Origin of the sequence: Bacillus sp. FSL E2-8868 (assembly GCF_038005505.1) — a bacterium.
In the GTDB taxonomy this organism is placed as follows: domain Bacteria; phylum Bacillota; class Bacilli; order Bacillales; family Bacillaceae_G; genus Bacillus_A; species Bacillus_A mycoides.
In genome coordinates, this window is the sequence record NZ_JBBOTI010000001.1 from 779,617 (window position 1) to 798,848 (window position 19,232).

Annotated in this window: 19 protein-coding genes; 12 read left to right on the forward strand and 7 right to left on the reverse strand. The window is 34.7% G+C overall.

Going from position 1 to position 19,232, the window contains the following annotated elements; genetic code table 11:
• Positions 1-52: 52 nt before the first annotated feature.
• Complete coding sequence (locus NSS74_RS04305) at positions 53-1,228, forward strand: acetyl-CoA C-acetyltransferase (protein ID WP_002128911.1); 1,176 nt, start codon at positions 53-55, stop codon at positions 1,226-1,228.
• Between the two features lie 29 nt (positions 1,229-1,257).
• Here the strand turns inward: NSS74_RS04305 and NSS74_RS04310 are convergent, their stop codons facing one another.
• Positions 1,258-2,010, reverse strand: coding sequence for an AAA family ATPase (locus tag NSS74_RS04310; protein WP_002142997.1), 753 nt, complete (start codon positions 2,008-2,010; stop codon positions 1,258-1,260).
• A gap of 10 nt (positions 2,011-2,020) precedes the next feature.
• Positions 2,021-2,290: a hypothetical protein gene (locus tag NSS74_RS04315; RefSeq protein ID WP_002142996.1), complete on the reverse strand. Its 270-nt coding sequence runs from the start codon at positions 2,288-2,290 to the stop codon at positions 2,021-2,023.
• 147 nt (positions 2,291-2,437) lie between these two features.
• Between NSS74_RS04315 and NSS74_RS04320 the strand changes: the two genes are divergently transcribed.
• Both NSS74_RS04320 and NSS74_RS04325 read left to right on the forward strand, forming a co-directional pair.
• Positions 2,438-3,166, forward strand: a complete 729-nt coding sequence (locus NSS74_RS04320) for a DUF4184 family protein (RefSeq protein WP_002142995.1) — start codon at positions 2,438-2,440, stop codon at positions 3,164-3,166.
• A gap of 36 nt (positions 3,167-3,202) precedes the next feature.
• Complete coding sequence (locus NSS74_RS04325; RefSeq protein ID WP_340813561.1) at positions 3,203-3,961, forward strand: hypothetical protein; 759 nt, start codon at positions 3,203-3,205, stop codon at positions 3,959-3,961.
• Positions 3,962-3,997: 36 nt separating this feature from the next.
• Here the strand turns inward: NSS74_RS04325 and NSS74_RS04330 are convergent, their stop codons facing one another.
• Positions 3,998-4,429 carry a DUF3997 domain-containing protein gene (locus tag NSS74_RS04330; RefSeq protein ID WP_002033805.1) on the reverse strand — a complete coding sequence of 144 codons (432 nt, stop codon included), beginning with the start codon at positions 4,427-4,429 and terminating at the stop codon, positions 3,998-4,000.
• Between the two features lie 131 nt (positions 4,430-4,560).
• On the opposite strand from NSS74_RS04330, the gene NSS74_RS04335 reads away from it, so the two are divergent.
• The 3 genes from NSS74_RS04335 to NSS74_RS04345 all read left to right on the forward strand — a co-directional run bounded on the left by NSS74_RS04335 (position 4,561) and on the right by NSS74_RS04345 (position 5,989).
• Positions 4,561-5,016 carry an RDD family protein gene (locus NSS74_RS04335; RefSeq protein WP_002033806.1) on the forward strand — a complete coding sequence of 152 codons (456 nt, stop codon included), beginning with the start codon at positions 4,561-4,563 and terminating at the stop codon, positions 5,014-5,016.
• Between the two features lie 299 nt (positions 5,017-5,315).
• A complete protein-coding gene (locus NSS74_RS04340; RefSeq protein WP_002142992.1) occupies positions 5,316-5,414 on the forward strand; it encodes a hypothetical protein in 99 nt (32 codons plus the stop codon).
• Positions 5,415-5,479: 65 nt separating this feature from the next.
• Positions 5,480-5,989: an SDR family NAD(P)-dependent oxidoreductase gene (locus NSS74_RS04345; RefSeq protein ID WP_002033807.1), complete on the forward strand. Its 510-nt coding sequence runs from the start codon at positions 5,480-5,482 to the stop codon at positions 5,987-5,989.
• A gap of 69 nt (positions 5,990-6,058) precedes the next feature.
• Here the strand turns inward: NSS74_RS04345 and NSS74_RS04350 are convergent, their stop codons facing one another.
• The gene (locus tag NSS74_RS04350) at positions 6,059-7,159 is read right to left on the reverse strand and encodes an ABC transporter ATP-binding protein (protein ID WP_002142991.1); all 1,101 of its coding nucleotides are present in this window, start codon (positions 7,157-7,159) and stop codon (positions 6,059-6,061) included.
• Between the two features lie 277 nt (positions 7,160-7,436).
• Between NSS74_RS04350 and malL the strand changes: the two genes are divergently transcribed.
• On the forward strand, positions 7,437-9,113 hold the full coding sequence (gene malL / locus NSS74_RS04355) for an oligo-1,6-glucosidase (protein WP_012261630.1): 1,677 nt from the start codon (positions 7,437-7,439) through the stop codon (positions 9,111-9,113).
• 38 nt (positions 9,114-9,151) lie between these two features.
• Here the strand turns inward: malL and NSS74_RS04360 are convergent, their stop codons facing one another.
• Positions 9,152-10,912 (reverse strand): alpha-glycosidase, encoded by a 1,761-nt coding sequence (locus tag NSS74_RS04360; RefSeq protein ID WP_002142988.1) that lies wholly within the window; start codon positions 10,910-10,912, stop codon positions 9,152-9,154.
• Between the two features lie 324 nt (positions 10,913-11,236).
• Here NSS74_RS04360 and NSS74_RS04365 point away from each other — a divergent pair, with 324 nt between their 5' ends.
• From NSS74_RS04365 to malR, 4 genes are all read left to right on the forward strand, one after another.
• Positions 11,237-12,496, forward strand: a complete 1,260-nt coding sequence (locus tag NSS74_RS04365) for an extracellular solute-binding protein (protein WP_002142987.1) — start codon at positions 11,237-11,239, stop codon at positions 12,494-12,496.
• A gap of 64 nt (positions 12,497-12,560) precedes the next feature.
• Positions 12,561-13,862 (forward strand): maltosaccharide ABC transporter permease MalC, encoded by a 1,302-nt coding sequence (gene malC, locus NSS74_RS04370; protein ID WP_002033812.1) that lies wholly within the window; start codon positions 12,561-12,563, stop codon positions 13,860-13,862.
• The gene (gene malD, locus NSS74_RS04375; protein WP_002088365.1) at positions 13,863-14,705 is read left to right on the forward strand and encodes a maltosaccharide ABC transporter permease MalD; all 843 of its coding nucleotides are present in this window, start codon (positions 13,863-13,865) and stop codon (positions 14,703-14,705) included.
• A 282-nt stretch (positions 14,706-14,987) separates the two neighbouring features.
• The gene (malR, locus tag NSS74_RS04380; RefSeq protein ID WP_002014809.1) at positions 14,988-16,019 is read left to right on the forward strand and encodes a maltose operon transcriptional repressor MalR; all 1,032 of its coding nucleotides are present in this window, start codon (positions 14,988-14,990) and stop codon (positions 16,017-16,019) included.
• 4 nt (positions 16,020-16,023) lie between these two features.
• Here the strand turns inward: malR and NSS74_RS04385 are convergent, their stop codons facing one another.
• Positions 16,024-17,187 carry an aminotransferase A gene (locus tag NSS74_RS04385; protein ID WP_002142986.1) on the reverse strand — a complete coding sequence of 388 codons (1,164 nt, stop codon included), beginning with the start codon at positions 17,185-17,187 and terminating at the stop codon, positions 16,024-16,026.
• Between the two features lie 234 nt (positions 17,188-17,421).
• Entirely contained in the window at positions 17,422-17,622 is a 201-nt protein-coding gene (locus tag NSS74_RS04390; RefSeq protein WP_000929276.1) for a hypothetical protein, read from the reverse strand.
• Positions 17,623-17,931: 309 nt separating this feature from the next.
• Here NSS74_RS04390 and NSS74_RS04395 point away from each other — a divergent pair, with 309 nt between their 5' ends.
• A complete protein-coding gene (locus NSS74_RS04395) occupies positions 17,932-19,206 on the forward strand; it encodes a sensor histidine kinase (protein ID WP_002014814.1) in 1,275 nt (424 codons plus the stop codon).
• The last annotated feature ends 26 nt before the right edge of the window (positions 19,207-19,232 follow it).

Here is a 19,232-nt window from a genome sequence, read left to right on the forward strand (position 1 = left end):
GGAATTTCACCTACAAACTTACTAGGGTACATAAGAGAGGGGCAAGTACAAAATGCATAATGTTGTCATTACAGCTGCAGTTCGTTCACCAATTGGAACTTTCGGAGGAGCACTGAAAAATATAACACCAGTAGAATTAGCTGTTCCTGTACTTCAGGAAGCTGTAAAAAGAGGCGGAGTAGAGCCACATGAAGTTGATGAAGTAATTTTAGGTCATTGTATTCAAAGAACTGATGAAGCAAATACGGCAAGAACAGCTGCATTAGCGGCAGGATTTCCTGACACAGTTACTGGTTATACAATTCAACGTCAATGTTCTTCAGGTATGCAAGCAATTATGTCTGCTGCAATGCAAATCCAATTAGGTGTAAGTGATATTGTTGTTGCAGGTGGAGTAGAAGCAATGAGCTCGAGCCCTTATGCATTAAAACAACACCGCTGGGGACAACGTCTACAGCACGGAGAAATTCGTGATACGGTGTGGGAAGTTTTAGAAGATCCGATTCACCATATTATGATGGGTGAAACAGCGGAAAATTTAGTTGAACAATATGAAATTACAAGAGAGGAACAAGATGAAGTTGCGCTTCGTAGTCATACATTAGCGTTGCAAGCGATGGAGTCTGGATACTTTGACGATCAAATTGTTCCTATTACAATAAAAGAACGTAGAAAAGAAGTTGTATTTGCGAAGGATGAACATCCACGTGCAGATATTACAGCGGAAAAATTAGCAGGATTAAAACCAGCTTTCCGTAAAGACGGATCAGTAACTGCAGGGAATTCATCTGGTCTTAATGACGGAAGTGCAGTTCTAGTATTAATGAGCGAAGAAAAAGCAAAAGAAAAGGGCTTACAACCGTTAGCTCGAATTGTTGGATACTCAGTAGCGGGTGTAGATCCGAAAATTATGGGTATTGGACCAGCACCAGCAATTCGTAAAGGATTAGAAAAAGTAGATTGGTCATTAGAAGATGCAGATTTACTTGAAATTAATGAAGCTTTCGCTGCACAATATTTAGCTGTAGAGAAAGAGTTAGGGTTAGACCGTGAGAAAGTGAATGTAAACGGTAGTGGTGTAGGACTTGGACATCCAATTGGTTGTACAGGAGCTCGTATTACTGTAAGTTTAATTCACGAATTAAAAAGACGTGGATTAGAGAAAGGTATTGCCTCTCTATGCGTTGGAGGCGGTATTGGAGTAGCTTTATTTATAGAAGCATTATAAATAAGAGGCAGCTATTGCTGCCTCTTTTTTTATGACTCAAATAAGTGATGAAATAATCGATCGCGATTTTCAAAGAAAAGTTTCGTCGTTTGGTAATGCTCCGTTTCTTCTAATGTCGATTCGTGAATCCCTTCTTGAGTTAAAGAGTATATAGTAGATTCAGGATAAGCCATTAAAATGGGAGAATGCGTTGCGATAACAAATTGTGAACCTTGTTCAGCTAGTTCGTGCATGCGAATGAGCATTGAAAGTTGTCTCATTGGGGATAAAGCTGCCTCAGGCTCATCTAAAATGTATAAACCTTGTCCTGAAAAACGATTCATAAATAATGAGAAGAATGATTCGCCGTGTGATTGTTTGTGTAGTGAGATACCACCATAGGAATTAATAATTTTTTCCCCAAGTCCTTCTCGATCGTTATCCATTTCATCAATGTAAGAAGCAACGTTATAAAATGATTCAGCGCGAAGAAAGAAACCGTCTTTTGGTGTATTGAAACTTTTTGAAATTCGAATGTATTCATGTAAAGATGAATGTGAATCGTGCGTGTTAAAACGGAAGTTCTTCGTTCCACCTTCTGCATTAAAACCTAAAGCAACTGCAATCGCTTCGAGTAATGTTGATTTACCCGTTCCGTTTTCTCCAATAATGAATGTTACATTCGGATGGAAAAGGAGTGATTGTAATGTTCGTATAGCCGGTAAGCAGTATGGATATGCGGAAAAGCTAGGGATATTTTCTTTTTGTAATGAGACGCTTTTTAAAAAGGGTGTTTCAATCAATATATAAACCTCAATTCATAAGGGATTTTGTTTCTAAAAAAGCAGCAAATACAAATGTAATACAACTTGCTAGTAATATTGTATATTGAAGTGCGCCAAAACCGAGCCCTTCCCAGCCGAAAGTCATTCTCTTCCATATGAAAATGAAAAGAACGCTCATAAAGCCAAAGAGAGCAGGCATATATTTTATAATTTTCAAGTGCTTCCATAGAAAGAAGCCAATGTATGTACTTAAAAAAAAGGTAGACAGAACAAGAAAAAATACAAGTGTTAACGACACGTGAACTCCTCCTATTTTCTGAATATTTTATGTGGATTATAACACGTAAACTATCATATTCCAATGTGAAAATAAACATTGCATCAAGATTAATTCTCTCGTTATGATAGATGATATTCTATTAGAAATATGAAGAGGAGTATTAATATGCCGTTTACATTTGCACATCCAGCAGCTGTTCTCCCTTTTGCTAAGAAACATTCTAGTTATATTTCGGTGACGGCTCTTATATTAGGTAGTATGGCACCTGATTTTGAATATTTTTTATATTTTAGGCCATACGGTATTATTGGCCATACATGGGCTGGTTTCTTCTATTTGAATTTACCACTCGTTTTTTTATTAGCATATGCATATCATCGTATTTTAAAAGGACCGTTTATAACACATTTACCTAAGCCTTTTGCTAGTTACTATAAATATGTAGTAGATGCGAAGTGGGGACTATATACTTGGAAGGACTTTTTTGTATTTTGCTATTCTGCTTTATTCGGTATGGTGACGCATGTCGTTTGGGATGCTTTTACTCATAAGACAGGCTATTTTGTTGTGAAAATACCGCTGTTACAGCAAGAAGTATATAGTATTCCAATTTATAAATTTTTACAGCATGGGAGTACGTGTTTTGGTCTACTATTACTAATATATGTGCTATGGAAATATAGAAGGGAAACTGATCAAGATACTAGTTTAACTTCGGAAAAAAAGAAATATTGGGCTTCATCTATCGTTGTGGCGGCCATTATATTTATCGTGCACGCGTTATTAGACCCCTATTTTCATATTTTCCAAATAGGAGGTATAATAGTATCTGGACTGACAAGTTCGTTTTGTGGACTTCTTATTGTTTCTATAGTTTACAAATCAAGGGACTAATATATTTTAATGAATGATAGTGTTAGGAGAAATTAAATCATGAAAGCATGGAAAAGTATTTTTGTTTTATGTAGTTTTCTTCTTATGTTAAGTGGTTGCTTCCATCAAGAAGAAAAGAAGGCAGAACCTAAAAAGAAAGAATCTATTCCAGAAACAAAAGAGTATGGTGGGCGTGAGCTTAAAAAAGTAGGACAAAAAGTGAAAGAAAAAAGGTGGGGGACATTTGAATTAGAACAGATGCATTCTGTGAATCAGACATTTGAAGTAGCCCCAATGAAAATTCACGTACAAGACGTTAAAGTTATCTCATTATCACAAATGAGCAAAGATGCAAAAAATACATTGAAAGTGTATACTGCATTAACTCCTGAAGAAGTAAAGCGTAGATTGGGAGATAAAGTGAGTCAAGAAGACGCTGAATTATATGCATCGTTAAGTGGAACAGAGATTAGCGATACGATTCGGTATGTTGAAATTACATATAAGGTAGAGAATAGTGGAAATAAGAACATGCAATTCTTCTCTATGAATGATGTTATTATTAATGACAAACAGCATTTTAATGTAGCGACTCAAAACTTTTTATATGAAGAAGACACACTTGTAGGCACAAAGAGTGTATCAAGGGAAGATTATAAACCTGGTGAGACACGAGAAGGAATTATCGGTTTAATACTCGATGATGGAAAAGAGAAGGTAAAGGATATTAAGTTTACGACAGATGATTTAGCAGTGGGAGATACTCATGAAGCTGTTAAAGAGCCACAAACTTTCAATATCTCATTTTCTAAGTAAGGTGTGTATTTAAACGAAAACAGTCAGCATAAAAAGTTATGCTGACTGTTTTTTTAGTTCTTTCACATATGAATCTACACTTTGAAAAGGTACTGTAATTTTAAAAGCATCTTTTTGCTCGTTAAATTGTTTTTCATTATAAGGACCGAATCGTTTATTATGCTTTACATCGATAATCCAATAATGTTCACTTTTTTTATTTGTAATTGCTGCGTCAGGATTATTTGGATCTGATTTTTCCTCAATTTGTTTTGTGATAATGTATTTATCGTCCCAAGCAATTTCTGTAATCTTTGCAGGGATGTATTGTGTAGCATATACAGCATCCTGAGAGGGGAAAAGTTCAAATGCATCTCCAGAAGTATGGATGAGTTCATATTCATCGTTAATTGTATAAGTTAAATGGTTTGTATTGCCTGTACAACCTGTTAATAAGAGTGCGGCAAATAGGATTATCCATCTTTTCAATATGGGAACCTCCTTTATAATGCTGTTGTAACACATTGTACAAGAAAAGTAAGCGAAACGCCAGTTTACAATGTTTTTTAGAAGTGGTACGATGAAACGGGTAAAGAAGGATATGAAGGAGTCGACACAAAATGAAGTTAAAGATGCATCGTCCAGCGCTTGTAATGAATCGCATAGGTGCTTCCCTTATTGACATGTTTTTAATCTCGGTTACGTACGGTGCAGTAGTAGCTATTATTACAGGAAACTATAGTGCTATTTTTGATCGTTTTAATATAAGTTTAGGTGACTATAGATATGACCTTACACTTGTTTTCGTATTAATGGCTATAAATTTTATTCTGTTACCTTTTCTTTGGAACGGTTCTACACTTGGTAAAAAGGTAACAAGAACAAAAATAATCTCGTTAACAAGTGAAAAACTAACGTTACAAACATTAATAATACGATTTTTGGTATTATTATTACCAAGCATATTATTACTTGGAGTTCCATTAATATGCAATGTATATATGATGTTATTCCGCAAAGATAATTGTGGCTTCCATGATTTAATTGCAAAGACGAAAGTGATGAGTCTTGTATAATTAATATTTAGATTATACGTGCTACTAATGAAATAAGACTTTTTATCGTTTGTATATAAAAAGTCTTATTTTTAATTTCGTGAAAAATTTCATCATTCTCTTATTTTTTCATAAAATTAGATAAATGGAATTGATATAGGGTGGATATCGCCTATATAGTACCTTCCATATTACGGAAGGATGTTTAAAGAAGCTGTAGCTAATTCAAACATCCTATTTTCGTTTTGAATAGATTGAAAATTAAGAGAATGATATAATGGATATAAATAATATCGTTATATAACAAAGGGGGATTTGGAATGACTGGAGGTAGCTTAATATTTTGGGGAATTCTTATTTTTATTGGTTTAACCTTCGATCAATATAATAGTAAGAAAAAAAAAGAAACAGAAAAGTAACCGCTTACAAGTTGTGGAGTAAACTTTTCCTGCTTGCGGACTAATCTAATAAAGGAGTATACTGAATGACGGTAAGACATATAGAAGGGGTAATGAAAATGAAGCTTGCAGGAAAAGTTGCCATTGTAACTGGTGGTGGCATCGGTATTGGACGTAGTACAGCTCTTTTGTTGGCTAAGCAAGGCGCAAAAGTAATTGTGACGGACATTGATCAAGAAAGTGGACAAGCAACAGCCGAGGAAATTACGGATTTAGGCGGAGAAGCACTTTTTGTATCCTACGATATGGGGAAACAAGGAGATTGGCAACGTGTTATTAGTTTTGCTATGGAGGCATACAGTCGTATTGATATGCTTTTTCAAAATGCTGGTCTATATAAAATAGATTCTATTTTTTCTCGCCAACAAGAGAACGATTCCAATGTACTTTGTATTAATGACGTTTGGATAGAGATAAAACAATTAACGTCATCTTTTATGAAACAGCAAGAAGAAGTGGTGCTTAGTGATTTACCTGTTTTTGGTATTATTAGCACGAGAGGACAATCATTTCATACAATAGAAGCCCTAGTATAATAATGGAAAACCGCCCCCAGTATATATGTGGACGGTTTTTTTGTATGTTCTATTATAGAACTTTATTTTTTAACGAATACGTTGTTCGGTTTGGCTATCAAAGAAATGTGCTTTATTCATATCAAAAGCAAGTTTAATTTGGTCACCAGGTGAAAAAGTATGTCTTGCATCAACACGTGCTGCAAAATCTTGATTTCCAAGTTTCATATATAAAATGGATTCAGCCCCTAACAACTCTGCAACTTCAATTTTCGTTGTGAAAGTAGTAGCTTGTGAAGCTTCTAAAAATAATAGTTCATCATGAATATCTTCTGGACGAATACCTAAAACAATTTCTTTATTTACATAGCCTTGATCGCGTAATAACTTCATTTTTCCTTCAGATACTTTAAACTTTAGTGAACTGTCTATAACGAAATCGGTTTCAGTTAATTTTCCACGGAAGAAATTCATTGCGGGTGAACCGATAAAACCACCAACGAAAATATTTTCAGGTGTTTCATATACTTCTTTTGGAGTTCCAATTTGTTGGATTTTGCCGTCTTTCATAACAACAAGGCGTGAAGCCATTGTCATTGCCTCAGTTTGATCATGTGTTACATAAATTGTCGTTGTGCCAAGGCGGTGGTGTAATTTAGAAATTTCTGATCGCATTGCAACACGTAGTTTAGCGTCTAAGTTTGATAATGGTTCATCCATTAAGAAGACTTTTGCGTCTCGAACAATTGCTCTACCTAATGCAACACGTTGACGTTGTCCACCTGATAAAGCTTTCGGTTTTCTATCTAAATATTGTTCAAGCCCTAAAATTTGAGCTGCATGTTTCACTCGACGGTCGATTTCATCTTTCGGTATTTTTCGAAGTTTTAATCCAAATGCCATATTATCATACACACTCATATGTGGATAAAGAGCGTAGTTTTGGAAGACCATTGCGATATCTCGATCTTTTGGAGGAACATCGTTCATTAGCTTACCATCAATTAAAAATTCTCCTTTTGAAATATCTTCAAGTCCAGCTACCATTCGTAGTGTTGTAGATTTTCCGCATCCAGAAGGACCAACGAATACGATAAATTCTTTATCTTGAATGTGTAAGTTAAAATCTGTTACGGCTGTTACGTTATTATCATATATTTTATAAATATTTTCTAATTTAAGTTCTGCCATGATATTTCCCCCTAGAAAGTTTATGCAAACGTTTTCTTTGAATTTATTATAAACGAATAGATTCAAAAAAGAAATAAAAACACTATAAAAAAATAAAACGTTTTCATTATTCCTATGAATATATAATAAGTTTCACATGTTTTATTAGAAAAAGAAAATAAATATTGTAAGCGCTATTTTAAATTTGGATAGAATCTGTTATCATTCAGTAATGAAAACGTTTGCGCCTTAAAAAAAGAAAAAAGAATCAATAGTATAGATGAAATGGGGTAGCATAATGGGAAAACAATGGTGGAAAGAAAGTGTAGTATATCAAATTTATCCTCGTAGTTTTATGGATAGTAATGGTGATGGTATAGGTGACCTTCGTGGTATTCTTACGAAGCTAGACTACTTAAAAGAATTAGGTATTGATGTAATTTGGTTATCACCAGTCTATGAATCTCCAAACGATGATAATGGTTACGATATAAGTGATTATTGTAAAATTATGAACGAGTTCGGAACAATGGAAGATTGGGATGAACTATTACATGAAATGCATAAACGTAATATGAAACTTATGATGGACTTAGTTGTTAATCATACTTCAGATGAACATAATTGGTTTATTGAATCATGTAAATCGAAAGATAATAAATATAGAGACTATTATATATGGCGCCCTGGAAAAGAAGGGAAAGAGCCGAATAACTGGGGAGCAGCATTTAGTGGATCTGCATGGCAATATGATGAGATGACAGATGAATATTATTTACATCTGTTTTCTAAAAAACAGCCAGATTTAAACTGGGATAATGAAAAGGTAAGACAAGATGTTTATGACATGATGAAGTTTTGGTTAGAAAAAGGAATTGATGGGTTCCGTATGGATGTTATTAATTTTATTTCTAAAGAAGATGGCTTACCAGCTGTTGAAACGGATGAAGAAGGATATGTTTCAGGGCATAAACATTTTATGAACGGTCCGAACATTCATAAGTATTTGCATGAAATGAATGAAGACGTATTGTCTCAGTATGACATTATGACGGTTGGGGAAATGCCTGGTGTAACGACAGAAGAGGCTAAATTGTATACAGGGGAAGCTAGAAAAGAACTACAAATGGTATTCCAATTTGAACATATGGATTTAGATTCCGGAGAAGGTGGGAAATGGGATGTAAAACCATGCTCACTTCTTACTTTGAAACAAAATTTAACAAAGTGGCAAAAAGCATTAGAACAAACAGGATGGAATAGCCTTTATTGGAATAACCATGACCAGCCTCGCGTTGTATCTCGTTTTGGTAATGATGGAGCTTATCATACTGAATCAGCAAAAATGTTAGCGACAGTACTTCATATGATGAAAGGGACACCATATATTTATCAAGGAGAAGAAATCGGAATGACCAATGTTCGATTTGAATCAATTGATGAATACCGAGATATTGAAACACTAAATATGTATAAAGAAAAAGTTATAGAGCGCGGCGAAGATATAGATAAAGTGATGCAGTCTATATATATAAAGGGCCGAGATAATGCTAGAACTCCGATGCAGTGGGATGATAGAGAACATGCTGGATTCACAACGGGTGAGCCTTGGATTGCGGTAAATCCTAACTACAAAGAGATTAATGTGAAACAGGCAATCCAAGATGAAGAATCGATTTTTTATTACTATAAAAAATTGATTGAATTACGTAAAAACAATGAAATAGTTGTGTATGGAACATATGATTTAATATTAGAAAATAACCCTTCTATTTTTGCTTATGTAAGAACATATGGAGAAGAAAAGCTTCTGGTGATTGCAAACTTTACTGCAGATGAATGTGTATTTGAATTGCCTGAGGACATTATTTATAGTGAAGCAGAGTTATTAATACACAATTATGATGTAGAAAATGTATTGATAGAAAACATTACATTACGACCATATGAAGCAATGGTATTTAAATTGAAATAAGAAAAGCCTTATGCCACCCTGGCATAAGGCTTTTACTATTACCATTTTAAAATAGAGAATCCATACGGTGGAAGTGTAACTTGTAATACACTTGCTTCCGCTGAAAATTCTTCGTTTGTATAAATGTTAATTATTTTCTTCCTGGTAATATGAAGAGGGAGTGAAGTTGTAACTTCACTGTTAGTAGGATTTAAAACGAAAAAGATAGTTTCATCTTCATATGTTTTTGTATAAGAAATATAATTATGTTCATCATTTGCCTCAATGAATTGAAAAGTACCATTTCCTCCAAATGCTTTATGTTGTTTCCGTAATGAAATTAATGTTTGTATATGTGTAAATAAAAGAGTATCTTGTTCTTTTTCATCCCATATCATACATTTGCGGCAGTCAGGGTCCATTCCACCATCCATACCGATTTCATCGCCGTAATAAATACAAGGAGAACCGATGAAAGAAAGGTGAAATACATAGAGTAACTTTAACTTATTTTTATCCCCGTTACATGTTGCTAAAATTCTAGGTGTGTCATGACTGTCTAATAAATGAAATGCCGCTTCATTTACATTCATAGAGTAGGAATGTAGAGAATCGGTAATTTGTTTCATAAATTCACTTGCATGAATGGATTCGTTAGCAAAGTAAGAAAGTAGAGCGTTTGTAACAGGATAGCTCATTACAGCATCAAATTGGTCACCTTGTAGCCATGGGAGTGCATCGTGCCAAATTTCACCTAAAATATATACTTCAAGATTTAATGCTTTTATTTCACTTCGGAATTCTCTCCAAAAACTGTGATCGACTTCATTTGCTACATCAAGGCGCCAACCGTCTATATTGAATTCTCTTACCCAATAACGCCCTACTTCAAGTAAATATTCTTTTACATCTGGGTGTGCTGTATTTAATTTAGGCATATACGGTGTAAATGCGAAAGTATCATAATTAGGAAGTGGTTCGGTTATAATTGGAAATTCATGAATATGGAACCAATCTTTATAGGCGGAATTTTCACCTTGTTCCAGCACGTCTTGAAATTTATCAAAGAAGTACCCGCTATGATTAAAAACAGCATCGAGCATTACTTTTATACCACGTTTATGACACGCTTCAATGAGTTCTTTGAAAGTTTCTTTCGTCCCAAATTGTGGATCGATTTCCATGTAATCAATTGTGTCATATTTATGATTCGAATGAGCTTTGAAAATAGGAGTGAAATATATTCCGGAAATTCCAAGCTTCACAAGGTAATCAAGGTTTTGAATAATACCAGCAAAATCTCCGCCGAAAAAATTAGTTGGAGTTGGTTCGGTACTTCCCCAAGGAAGGGTGTTTGCAGGATTTAATGTGCTATCCCCGTTAGCGAATCGTTCCGGGAAAATTTGATACCATACTGTGTCTTTAATCCAGGATGGTGCTCTGAAAACGTCTTTTGCATGAACAAATGGAAAGCAGAAAAAGTTACCGACATCGTCATTTGGAATATTAGAAAAAAATCCTCGTTCTGTATAAATAAAAGTTTCTACGTCGTTTTTTAATTCGAATCCATAACGTAAGCGTTTAAATTTCGGTTTGATTGAAACGGACCAATAATCAAATAACTCAGTAGATCCAGTTTTTTTCATCGGTGTACTCGCTGTAATCCATTTCCCGTCCTGCCATTCGTACGGGTCCCCGTAGATGAGAGCGGCGTTGTGAACATCATCTCTTTTTGTGTGTATTCGGATGTGAATTGTTTTTTCATCGTAAGCGTATGCATAATTATCTTTTGGCCTATGATAGATCGCTTCTTTAAGCATATAGAAAATCCCCCTTTAATATCTCTATACATATAGTTCCCGTAAATGAAATAATAAAGATTATGTTGCAAACGATTGCCTTCCACATAACTTTAATATTGCTTATAAGAGTAGTATTCATTTTATGTAAAGTCAATGAATAAAGAGTGTGATAAGATTATTTTGAAAATTAATATTTGCAAAATGAATAAAAGGATGTATAATGATAGACAAATAGCGCAAACGTTTTCATAGATTTAGATATTGTTTGCGCTTCTATTAAACAATCAAATGCAAACGTTTTCAATTAAAGAGGTACATAGACAATTTAGGGAGGTTTTTGGGATGAAGAAAGCATTATCACTATTAACGATTTCAGCATTGTCAATTGGCATGTTATCTGCATGTGGACCGAAAGATTCAGGAAAAAAAGAGGAAAGTAAAGCGAAGAAAGACTATGATCTTCTCGTTTGGGAAGATGATAAAAAAGGTGTTGGTTTAGAACCAGCAGTGAAAAGCTTTGAGGAAAAATATAAAGTAAAAGTAAAAGTTGTTGAAATGCAAATGACAGATCAAGTGAAAAAGTTACGTCTTGATGGACCAGCGGGGACGGGACCAGATGTTGTAACATTGCCACACGATCAAATCGGAAATGCAGTAACAGAAGGCTTACTTTCTGAAGTAAAAGCAGATGATGCTGTGAAGAGTAAATTTACTGACTTATCAATAAAGGCACAAACATACAACGGGAAATTATATGGTTTACCAAAAGCAATTGAAACACCAATTTTTATTTACAATAAAAAATTAATGCAAAAAGCCCCAGAAACGATGGACGAGCTATTTAACTTCTCAAAAGACTTTACGAAGGATGGCAAGTACGGATTTTTAACATTAGGAGATAACTTCTACTTTGCTAACGCGTTTATGGCAGGTATGGGCGGATATGTATTTGGTGAGAAAGACGGAAAGCCAAATGCAAGTGATGTTGGATTAAATAATAGCGGAGCAGTACAAGGTGCTGAATATCTTCAAAAATGGTACAAAGAAAAGTTATTCCCGAAAGGTATTATCGGTGAATCTGGTGGACCTGCTGCTGATGGATTATTCAATGAAGGAAAAGCAGCATCTATTATGAACGGACCGTGGGCGTTCCAAGCGATGGAAAAGAACGGAATTGATTATGGTGTTGCTCCAATGCCAAAATTACCAAATGGTCAACCGATGAAAACATTTGTTGGGGTAAAAGGATGGCATGTAACAAGCTTCTCTAAACAAAATGATTTAGCTACAAAATTCACTGAGTGGGTAACAAATGAAGAAAACGCAAAAATTAGATTTGAGAAGACAAAAGAGATTCCTCCAGTAAAATCAGTAATGGAAGATCCAATTATTAAAGATAATGAAGCTGCAAAAGCAGTTGCAACTCAATCAGAAAATGGAATTCCAATGCCGAATATTCCAGAAATGCAAGAAGTATGGAAACCAGCTGGAGACGCGCTTCAGTTAGTAGTTACAGATAAAGAAGCACCAAAAGCAGCACTTGATAATGCAGTGAAGCAAATTAAAGGGAATATTGAGGCAAACCACAGCAATAAAAAATAAGGTGAAATTCGTGCCTCTACTATAAGAGGCACGAATTCTCTCCCAGAAAAAAGGGGGAAGGAACATGCAAACATCTATGGAACCAGCAAACGGCTTAAAAGGTTCAAAACATAGGAAAATGGCAACCATGTTATCAATCATTCCAGGCATAGGCCAAATGTATAATAAACAATTTGTAAAAGGCCTTATTTTTCTAGTATTAACAGGTTCATTTATTGTAGCATTTACTGATTTATTAAATATGGGATTATGGGGAATTGTAACACTCGGTACAGAAGTTCCACGTGACCATTCTGTCTTTCTATTAGTGGAAGGGATCTTGGCACTTATCGTCATCGTGTTTGGACTCGGAATATATGGATTTAATTTATATGATGCATATCAAAACGGGAAGAAACGTGATATAGGAACCCCATTAAACTCTGTAAAAGAGCAATACCGTAACTTATTAGATCAAGGTTTTCCATATTTAATGGTTTCACCAGGATTTCTATTACTAATCTTTGTAGTTGTATTTCCAATCATTTTTGTAATTTTAATTGGATTTACGAACTATGACTTATATCACTCTCCTCCAGCTAAATTAGTAGATTGGGTGGGCTTTAAAAACTTTATTGATATTTTCACATTACCAATGTGGAGAGAGACATTTTTAAGTGTATTTTCTTGGACTGTCATTTGGACATTTGTTGCAACAACATTACAAGTTGCACTTGGTATTTTCTTAGCGATTATCGTAAATCAGCCTGGTATTAAAGGTAAGGCAATTATTCGAACAATTTTCATTTTACCGTGGGCTGTTCCAGCATTCGTATCTATTCTTGTCTTCTCGGGTATGTTTAATGAAACATTTGGAGCAATTAATAATCAAGTATTAGCTTTATTCGGGATTGAAAAGATTGCTTGGATGACAGATCCGTTTTGGGCGAAGATTGCTTTAATTATGATCCAAACGTGGCTCGGTTTCCCATTCGTCTTTGCAATGACAACAGGTATATTGCAATCGATTCCAGGAGAATTATATGAAGCTGCTACAGTAGATGGAGCAACTGCTTGGCAACAGTTCCGCAAAATTACATTGCCACTTGTTTTATACGCAACAGCACCAATTTTAATTACACAATATACGTTTAACTTTAATAACTTTAGTATCATTTATCTATTTAATGGCGGAGGTCCTGCTGTAGCGGGGCAAGATGCAGGTGGAACGGATATTTTAATTTCATGGATTTATAAGTTAACGATGACTTCAGCGCAGTACGGAAAAGCAGCAGCTCTTACAATGATTTTATCGTTAATCGTTATTACAGTTGCGTTATGGCAATTTAAGAGAACAAAATCATTCCAAGAAGAGGATATGATGTAAATGAATATTAAACGACAAAAGATGTTACGTCTTTCATTAAGTTATTTGGTTATCTTCATAATGTGTGCGATTATTTTCTATCCATTACTATGGATTATTGGTTCATCGTTTAATCCAGGAGATAGTTTGTCTGGTTCTAGCATTATTCCAAAAAATGCTACGTTAGATCATTATCGTAAGCTACTTGATCTTGATTCAAGTAATTACTTACTTTGGTATAAAAATACGTTAAAAGTTAGTGTTATGACGATGATTTTTTCGGTGTTAGCAATTAGCTTTACTGCTTATGCATTTTCGAGATATCGTTTTGTCGGAAGAAAAAATGGTTTATTAACATTTTTAATTCTACAAATGATTCCGAACTTTGCAGCGTTAATCGCACTATATGTATTAGCGCAGTTAACAGGATTAATTGATACACATCTTGCATTAATTTTAATTTATGTAGGTGGAGCAATTCCAATGAATACTTGGCTTATGAAAGGGTATTTTGATACGATTCCGAAAGAGTTGGATGAGTCAGCCCGCATGGATGGAGCAGGACACTTCCGTATTTTTTGGCAAATCATTATGCCGCTTGCAAAGCCAATCGTAGCGGTTGTAGCATTATTCACTTTCATCGGTCCATTTACAGATTTCATTTTAGCAAGTATTATTTTACGCACGCCGGAAAATTACACTTTAGCAGTTGGATTATATGAAATGGTAGCGAAAAAATTTGGTAATGAATTTACGACGTTTGCGGCTGGTTCAGTATTAATTGCAATCCCGATTTCGATTTTATTCTTATCACTACAAAAATACTTTATTTCTGGTTTAACAGCTGGAGGTACGAAAGGATGAGAAATGGGACATTATGTCCCATTTTTCTTTTCATCTCTCTATAAAAAAATTATAGAGAGATGAAAAGAGATTTGACATCGCATATGAAAAGAAGTGAAATAAATAGTATATTATAGTATAGGAAAAAAGAGCTATATCCCTTACAATACATGGAGAGGGAGAATATGATAAGTTTTGCAAGATAGAATAAATAAATGACAGTTTATGGCTTCTCCTATGACTTGCAACGGGTGCAAGATAAAATATATGAAAATGGCAGAGAAGTGAAAGGAGGGGATTTTTATGACAGTTACAATTAAAGATGTGGCGAAGAAGGCGAACGTAGCACCATCAACTGTTTCTCGTGTAATTGCTGATAATCCAAGTATAAGTGAAAAGACAAAGCGCCGTGTTCGAAAAGTAATGAGTGAATTAGGGTATCATCCAAATTTAAATGCAAGAAACCTTGCGAACCAAACGACGAAGACACTTGGTCTTGTTATGCCGAGTTCTGCAAGTAAAGCTTTTCAAAATCCGTTTTTCCCAGAAGTTATAAGAGGAATTAGTTCATTTGCACATGTGGAAGGGTATGCGCTTTATATGTCGACTGGTGAAACGGAAGATGAAATTTTTAATGGTGTTGTAAAAATGGTACAAGGGCGTCAAATCGGTGGTATTATTCTTTTATATTCAAGAGAGAACGATCGGATTATTCAATACTTGCATGACCAAAACTTCCCGTTTGTTTTAATTGGAAAACCATATGATCGAAAAGATGAAATTACATATGTAGATAATGACAATTATACAGCTGCAAGAGAAGTAGCGGAATATTTGATTTCATTAGGCCATAAACAAATCGCATTCATCGGCGGTGGATCAGATTTACTTGTAACGAGAGATCGTTTGGCGGGGATGAGTGATGCTTTGAAACTAGCAGATATTCTATTGCCGAAAGAGTATATTTTACACTTTGATTTTTCAAGAGAGAGTGGTCAACAGGCTGTTGAGGAATTAATGGGACTAAAGCAACCACCGACGGCAATTATGGCAACGGATGATTTAATTGGACTTGGCGTGTTAAGTGCGCTTTCTAAAAAAGGATTTGTTGTACCGAAAGATGTTTCGATTGTAAGCTTTAACAATGCTTTATTATCAGAAATTGCTAGTCCACCACTTTCGACAGTTGATGTGAATATTTATCAATTAGGGTATGAAGCGGCAAAAGCTTTAGTTGATAAGGTGGAGCATTCTGAATCTACTTCAAAATGCATTATTATTCCGCATAAATTATTGAAGCGTCAAACTTGTGATCATTATGCAACAAAAAGCTAAGAGTTTAACTCTTAGCTTTTTTCTTTAGAAAGGCTTCTAAACGGTCACAGCCTTCTTTTAAAGTTTCGATACTGTAAGCATAGGAAAGGCGAAGGTAGCCTTCACCGTATTCGGAAAATGCGGTTCCAGGAACAACGGCTAGCCCAGCTTCTTTTACAAGATCAAGTGCAAAATCAAATGATGAAGATGTTAAATGTCCAACATATGGGAATAAATAAAATGCACCTGTTGGCTTCTCAACCGTTAAACCCATTTGAATGAGTCTATTATATACGTAATCACGGCGTTTTTTGTATTGATAGCGCATCATCTTCGGTGCATCTTTAGCAGCTGTTAAAGCTTCGATTGCAGCATACTGAGCGATTGAAGTAGCACATGTAACATTGTATTGATGAACTTTTAATATGTGTTTTGCTAAATATTCTGGAGCAAATAAAAGTCCGATACGCCAACCAGTCATAGAATGTGATTTTGATAAGCCGTTAATGACAATAGTCTTATCACGCATTTCTGGGAAATGAGCGATAGATGTGTGTTTGTCTTCATATACAAGTTCGCTATAAATTTCATCGGAAAGAACGAAAATATTTTTATCTTTTAAGATAGATACAATATCTTCTAATTCTTCTTTTGATAAGGTAACACCAGTTGGATTAGAAGGATACGGTAAAACGACGCATCTTGTTCGTTCTGTAATTGCATTTCGCAGAGCTTCAGCTGTTAAACGAAATCCAGTTTCACGAACATCTATAAAAATAGGAGTTGCACCACATAGTCGAATAATCGGCTCGTAACCAGGGTAAATAGGAGCAGGTAAAATTACTTCCGTTCCTGGTTCTAAAATAGTTCGGAATGCAACATCGATCGCTTCACTAGCACCGATTGTAACAATGGTTTCGTTTTCAGGTGAATAATGTAAATTGTAGTTGTCCTTTACAAAGTTACAAGCTGCCTTGCGTAATTCTAGTAAACCAGCGTTATGTGTATAGCTTGTATAATTTTCTGTAATGGCCCGTTTAGCTGCTTCTTTTACTAGAGAAGGTGTAGGGAAATCGGGTTGCCCAATTGTTAAAGAGATAAGATTATCATAGTTTTGAATCATATTAGAGAACTGACGGATTCCAGAAATTTGGATGTCCTTCACTCTAGGATTAATGAATTGTTCCATTGTATCTCCCTTTCTTCCGTTTGAAAATTAAGTTCATTTTATCATATTTTCAACTATTACGCTTTGTTTATAAAATTTCCCCCGCTATTTGTGAAAGATAAGAATCGTATCTTAAAATTCAGTGGAAGTAAGAAATTATGTGAGGATTCAAATGTCTATAAGAGTATAAGCTGTGTGAGTTAATTAAAGTTTCACTTAAGCATAAACACAAAAAAAGCCGCTGCAAGCGACTTTTTAATAACCGTATTCCCAATCTATTTCATCTTCGTTCCAAAGTACGGAAGATACTTTGCCAAGATGGACAACGGATTCATTTACAGCACATGTACAGTCTTCGTCCCCTGCTTTATGTTGCAATTCTTCGTATACTGATTTTTCAACGTTTTCTAGCACAACCAAATTTTCTTCTTTTAAAACAAGCGTAGTACCCGCCATATTTATCTTCCTCCTACTAAAGTAATGATCACTTATTTGTAAACATAGATAGTATGGATTATATGCTGTATTTTGCGATAGTTGTCCGTCTAGTGAAGTGTTTTTTATTTTCTTTGTAATCCGTATTCATTGTATACTGCACGAAGGAAATTTGGTACAGGGTTTACAATCATTTCGGAAATTTGTAACATTTATTATTAGTTGTTAACAAATAATTAACAAAGATGTTAAGAAAAATCAAAATTTTGAAACAAATAGACTTATAAAATGATATAATCATATCAAAATACATATAGGGGATGAGAGGCTATGGAGCTGATTCGTGATTTAATGATCCAAATTGCCATCATTATTTTACCACTATTTTTATATGAAGCGATTCGTTTAAATCGTTATCAAGGAATGCTTCCGAAGCCTAATCGCTACTTTATTATGTTTTTATCTAGCGTTACACTCGTTCTCTCCATGACATACTCTATTTGTTTTGGTACCGTTTGCGGATACAATTTTCATCCAGTCCCAATTGTTAGTGGTTTTTTATATGGTGGGATTGTTGGGCTCATCCCTGCCATTATTTATGTTGCATATGAATGGATTTTTAAGGGGCTTAGTTGGTTGCCGATGGTAGAAGTTATATTTCTTTCGATAATTCCATTATTTTTGTCAAAGAAATGGTCTCTTTTTTCAAGAGATAAGAAGCTAATATTAGCTTTTATGATTGCATCATTTTATGTTCTTGTTTCATTAGTAGTCGGGATGTTGAATGTCCTTTTAGAAACAGGTTTTACACCGTACATATCTAATCTATATAGTGGGTATATATTTGCATCACTTATTATGGTTATGACAATGGTATTTCAAGTGTATTTGACTGAGTATTTAAACGAAAATGCATTATTGCGTACAGAAATGCAAAAATCAGAAAAACTTAATATTGTAAGTGAGTTAGCTGCAAGTGTTGCACATGAAGTTCGAAACCCTCTCACTGTTGTACGAGGGTTTATTCAATTGCTAGAGAGTACGGAAGACGTAAAAAACAAAGATTATATGCGTCTCGTATTAGCTGAACTGGATCGTGCTGAACAGATTATTTCAGATTATTTAAATTTAGCAAGGCCTCAAATTGAAAAAAAAGAACATATTTGTTTATCAGCACAATTAATTGAAATGACAACTCTTATGTCATCATTTGCAGCGATGCAGGGCGTTTATTTGCAAGTTGAGATTTCTGAGAGCCTTTATACTATCGGCGATAAGACGAAATTGAAGCAAGCTATTATGAATGTTGTTAAAAACGGTATTGAAGCAATTCAAGGAAACAAAGGGTATTTAAAAGTAACAGCTATTCAAAAAGATGAATTGATAATAATAAGAGTTAAAGATAGTGGTGTTGGAATGACAAAAGAACAGTTAGTAAGGCTTGGACAACCGTATTATTCTTTAAAAGAAAAAGGAACAGGATTAGGCCTTATGGTAACATTTAGTATTTTACAAGCGCATAATGGCACATTGGAATATAAAAGTGAAAGCGGAAAAGGAACTGAAGCTATTATTATATTGCCAGCTGTACGATATAAGGAATAAAAGTTACCGATAGAAGGTAACTTTTT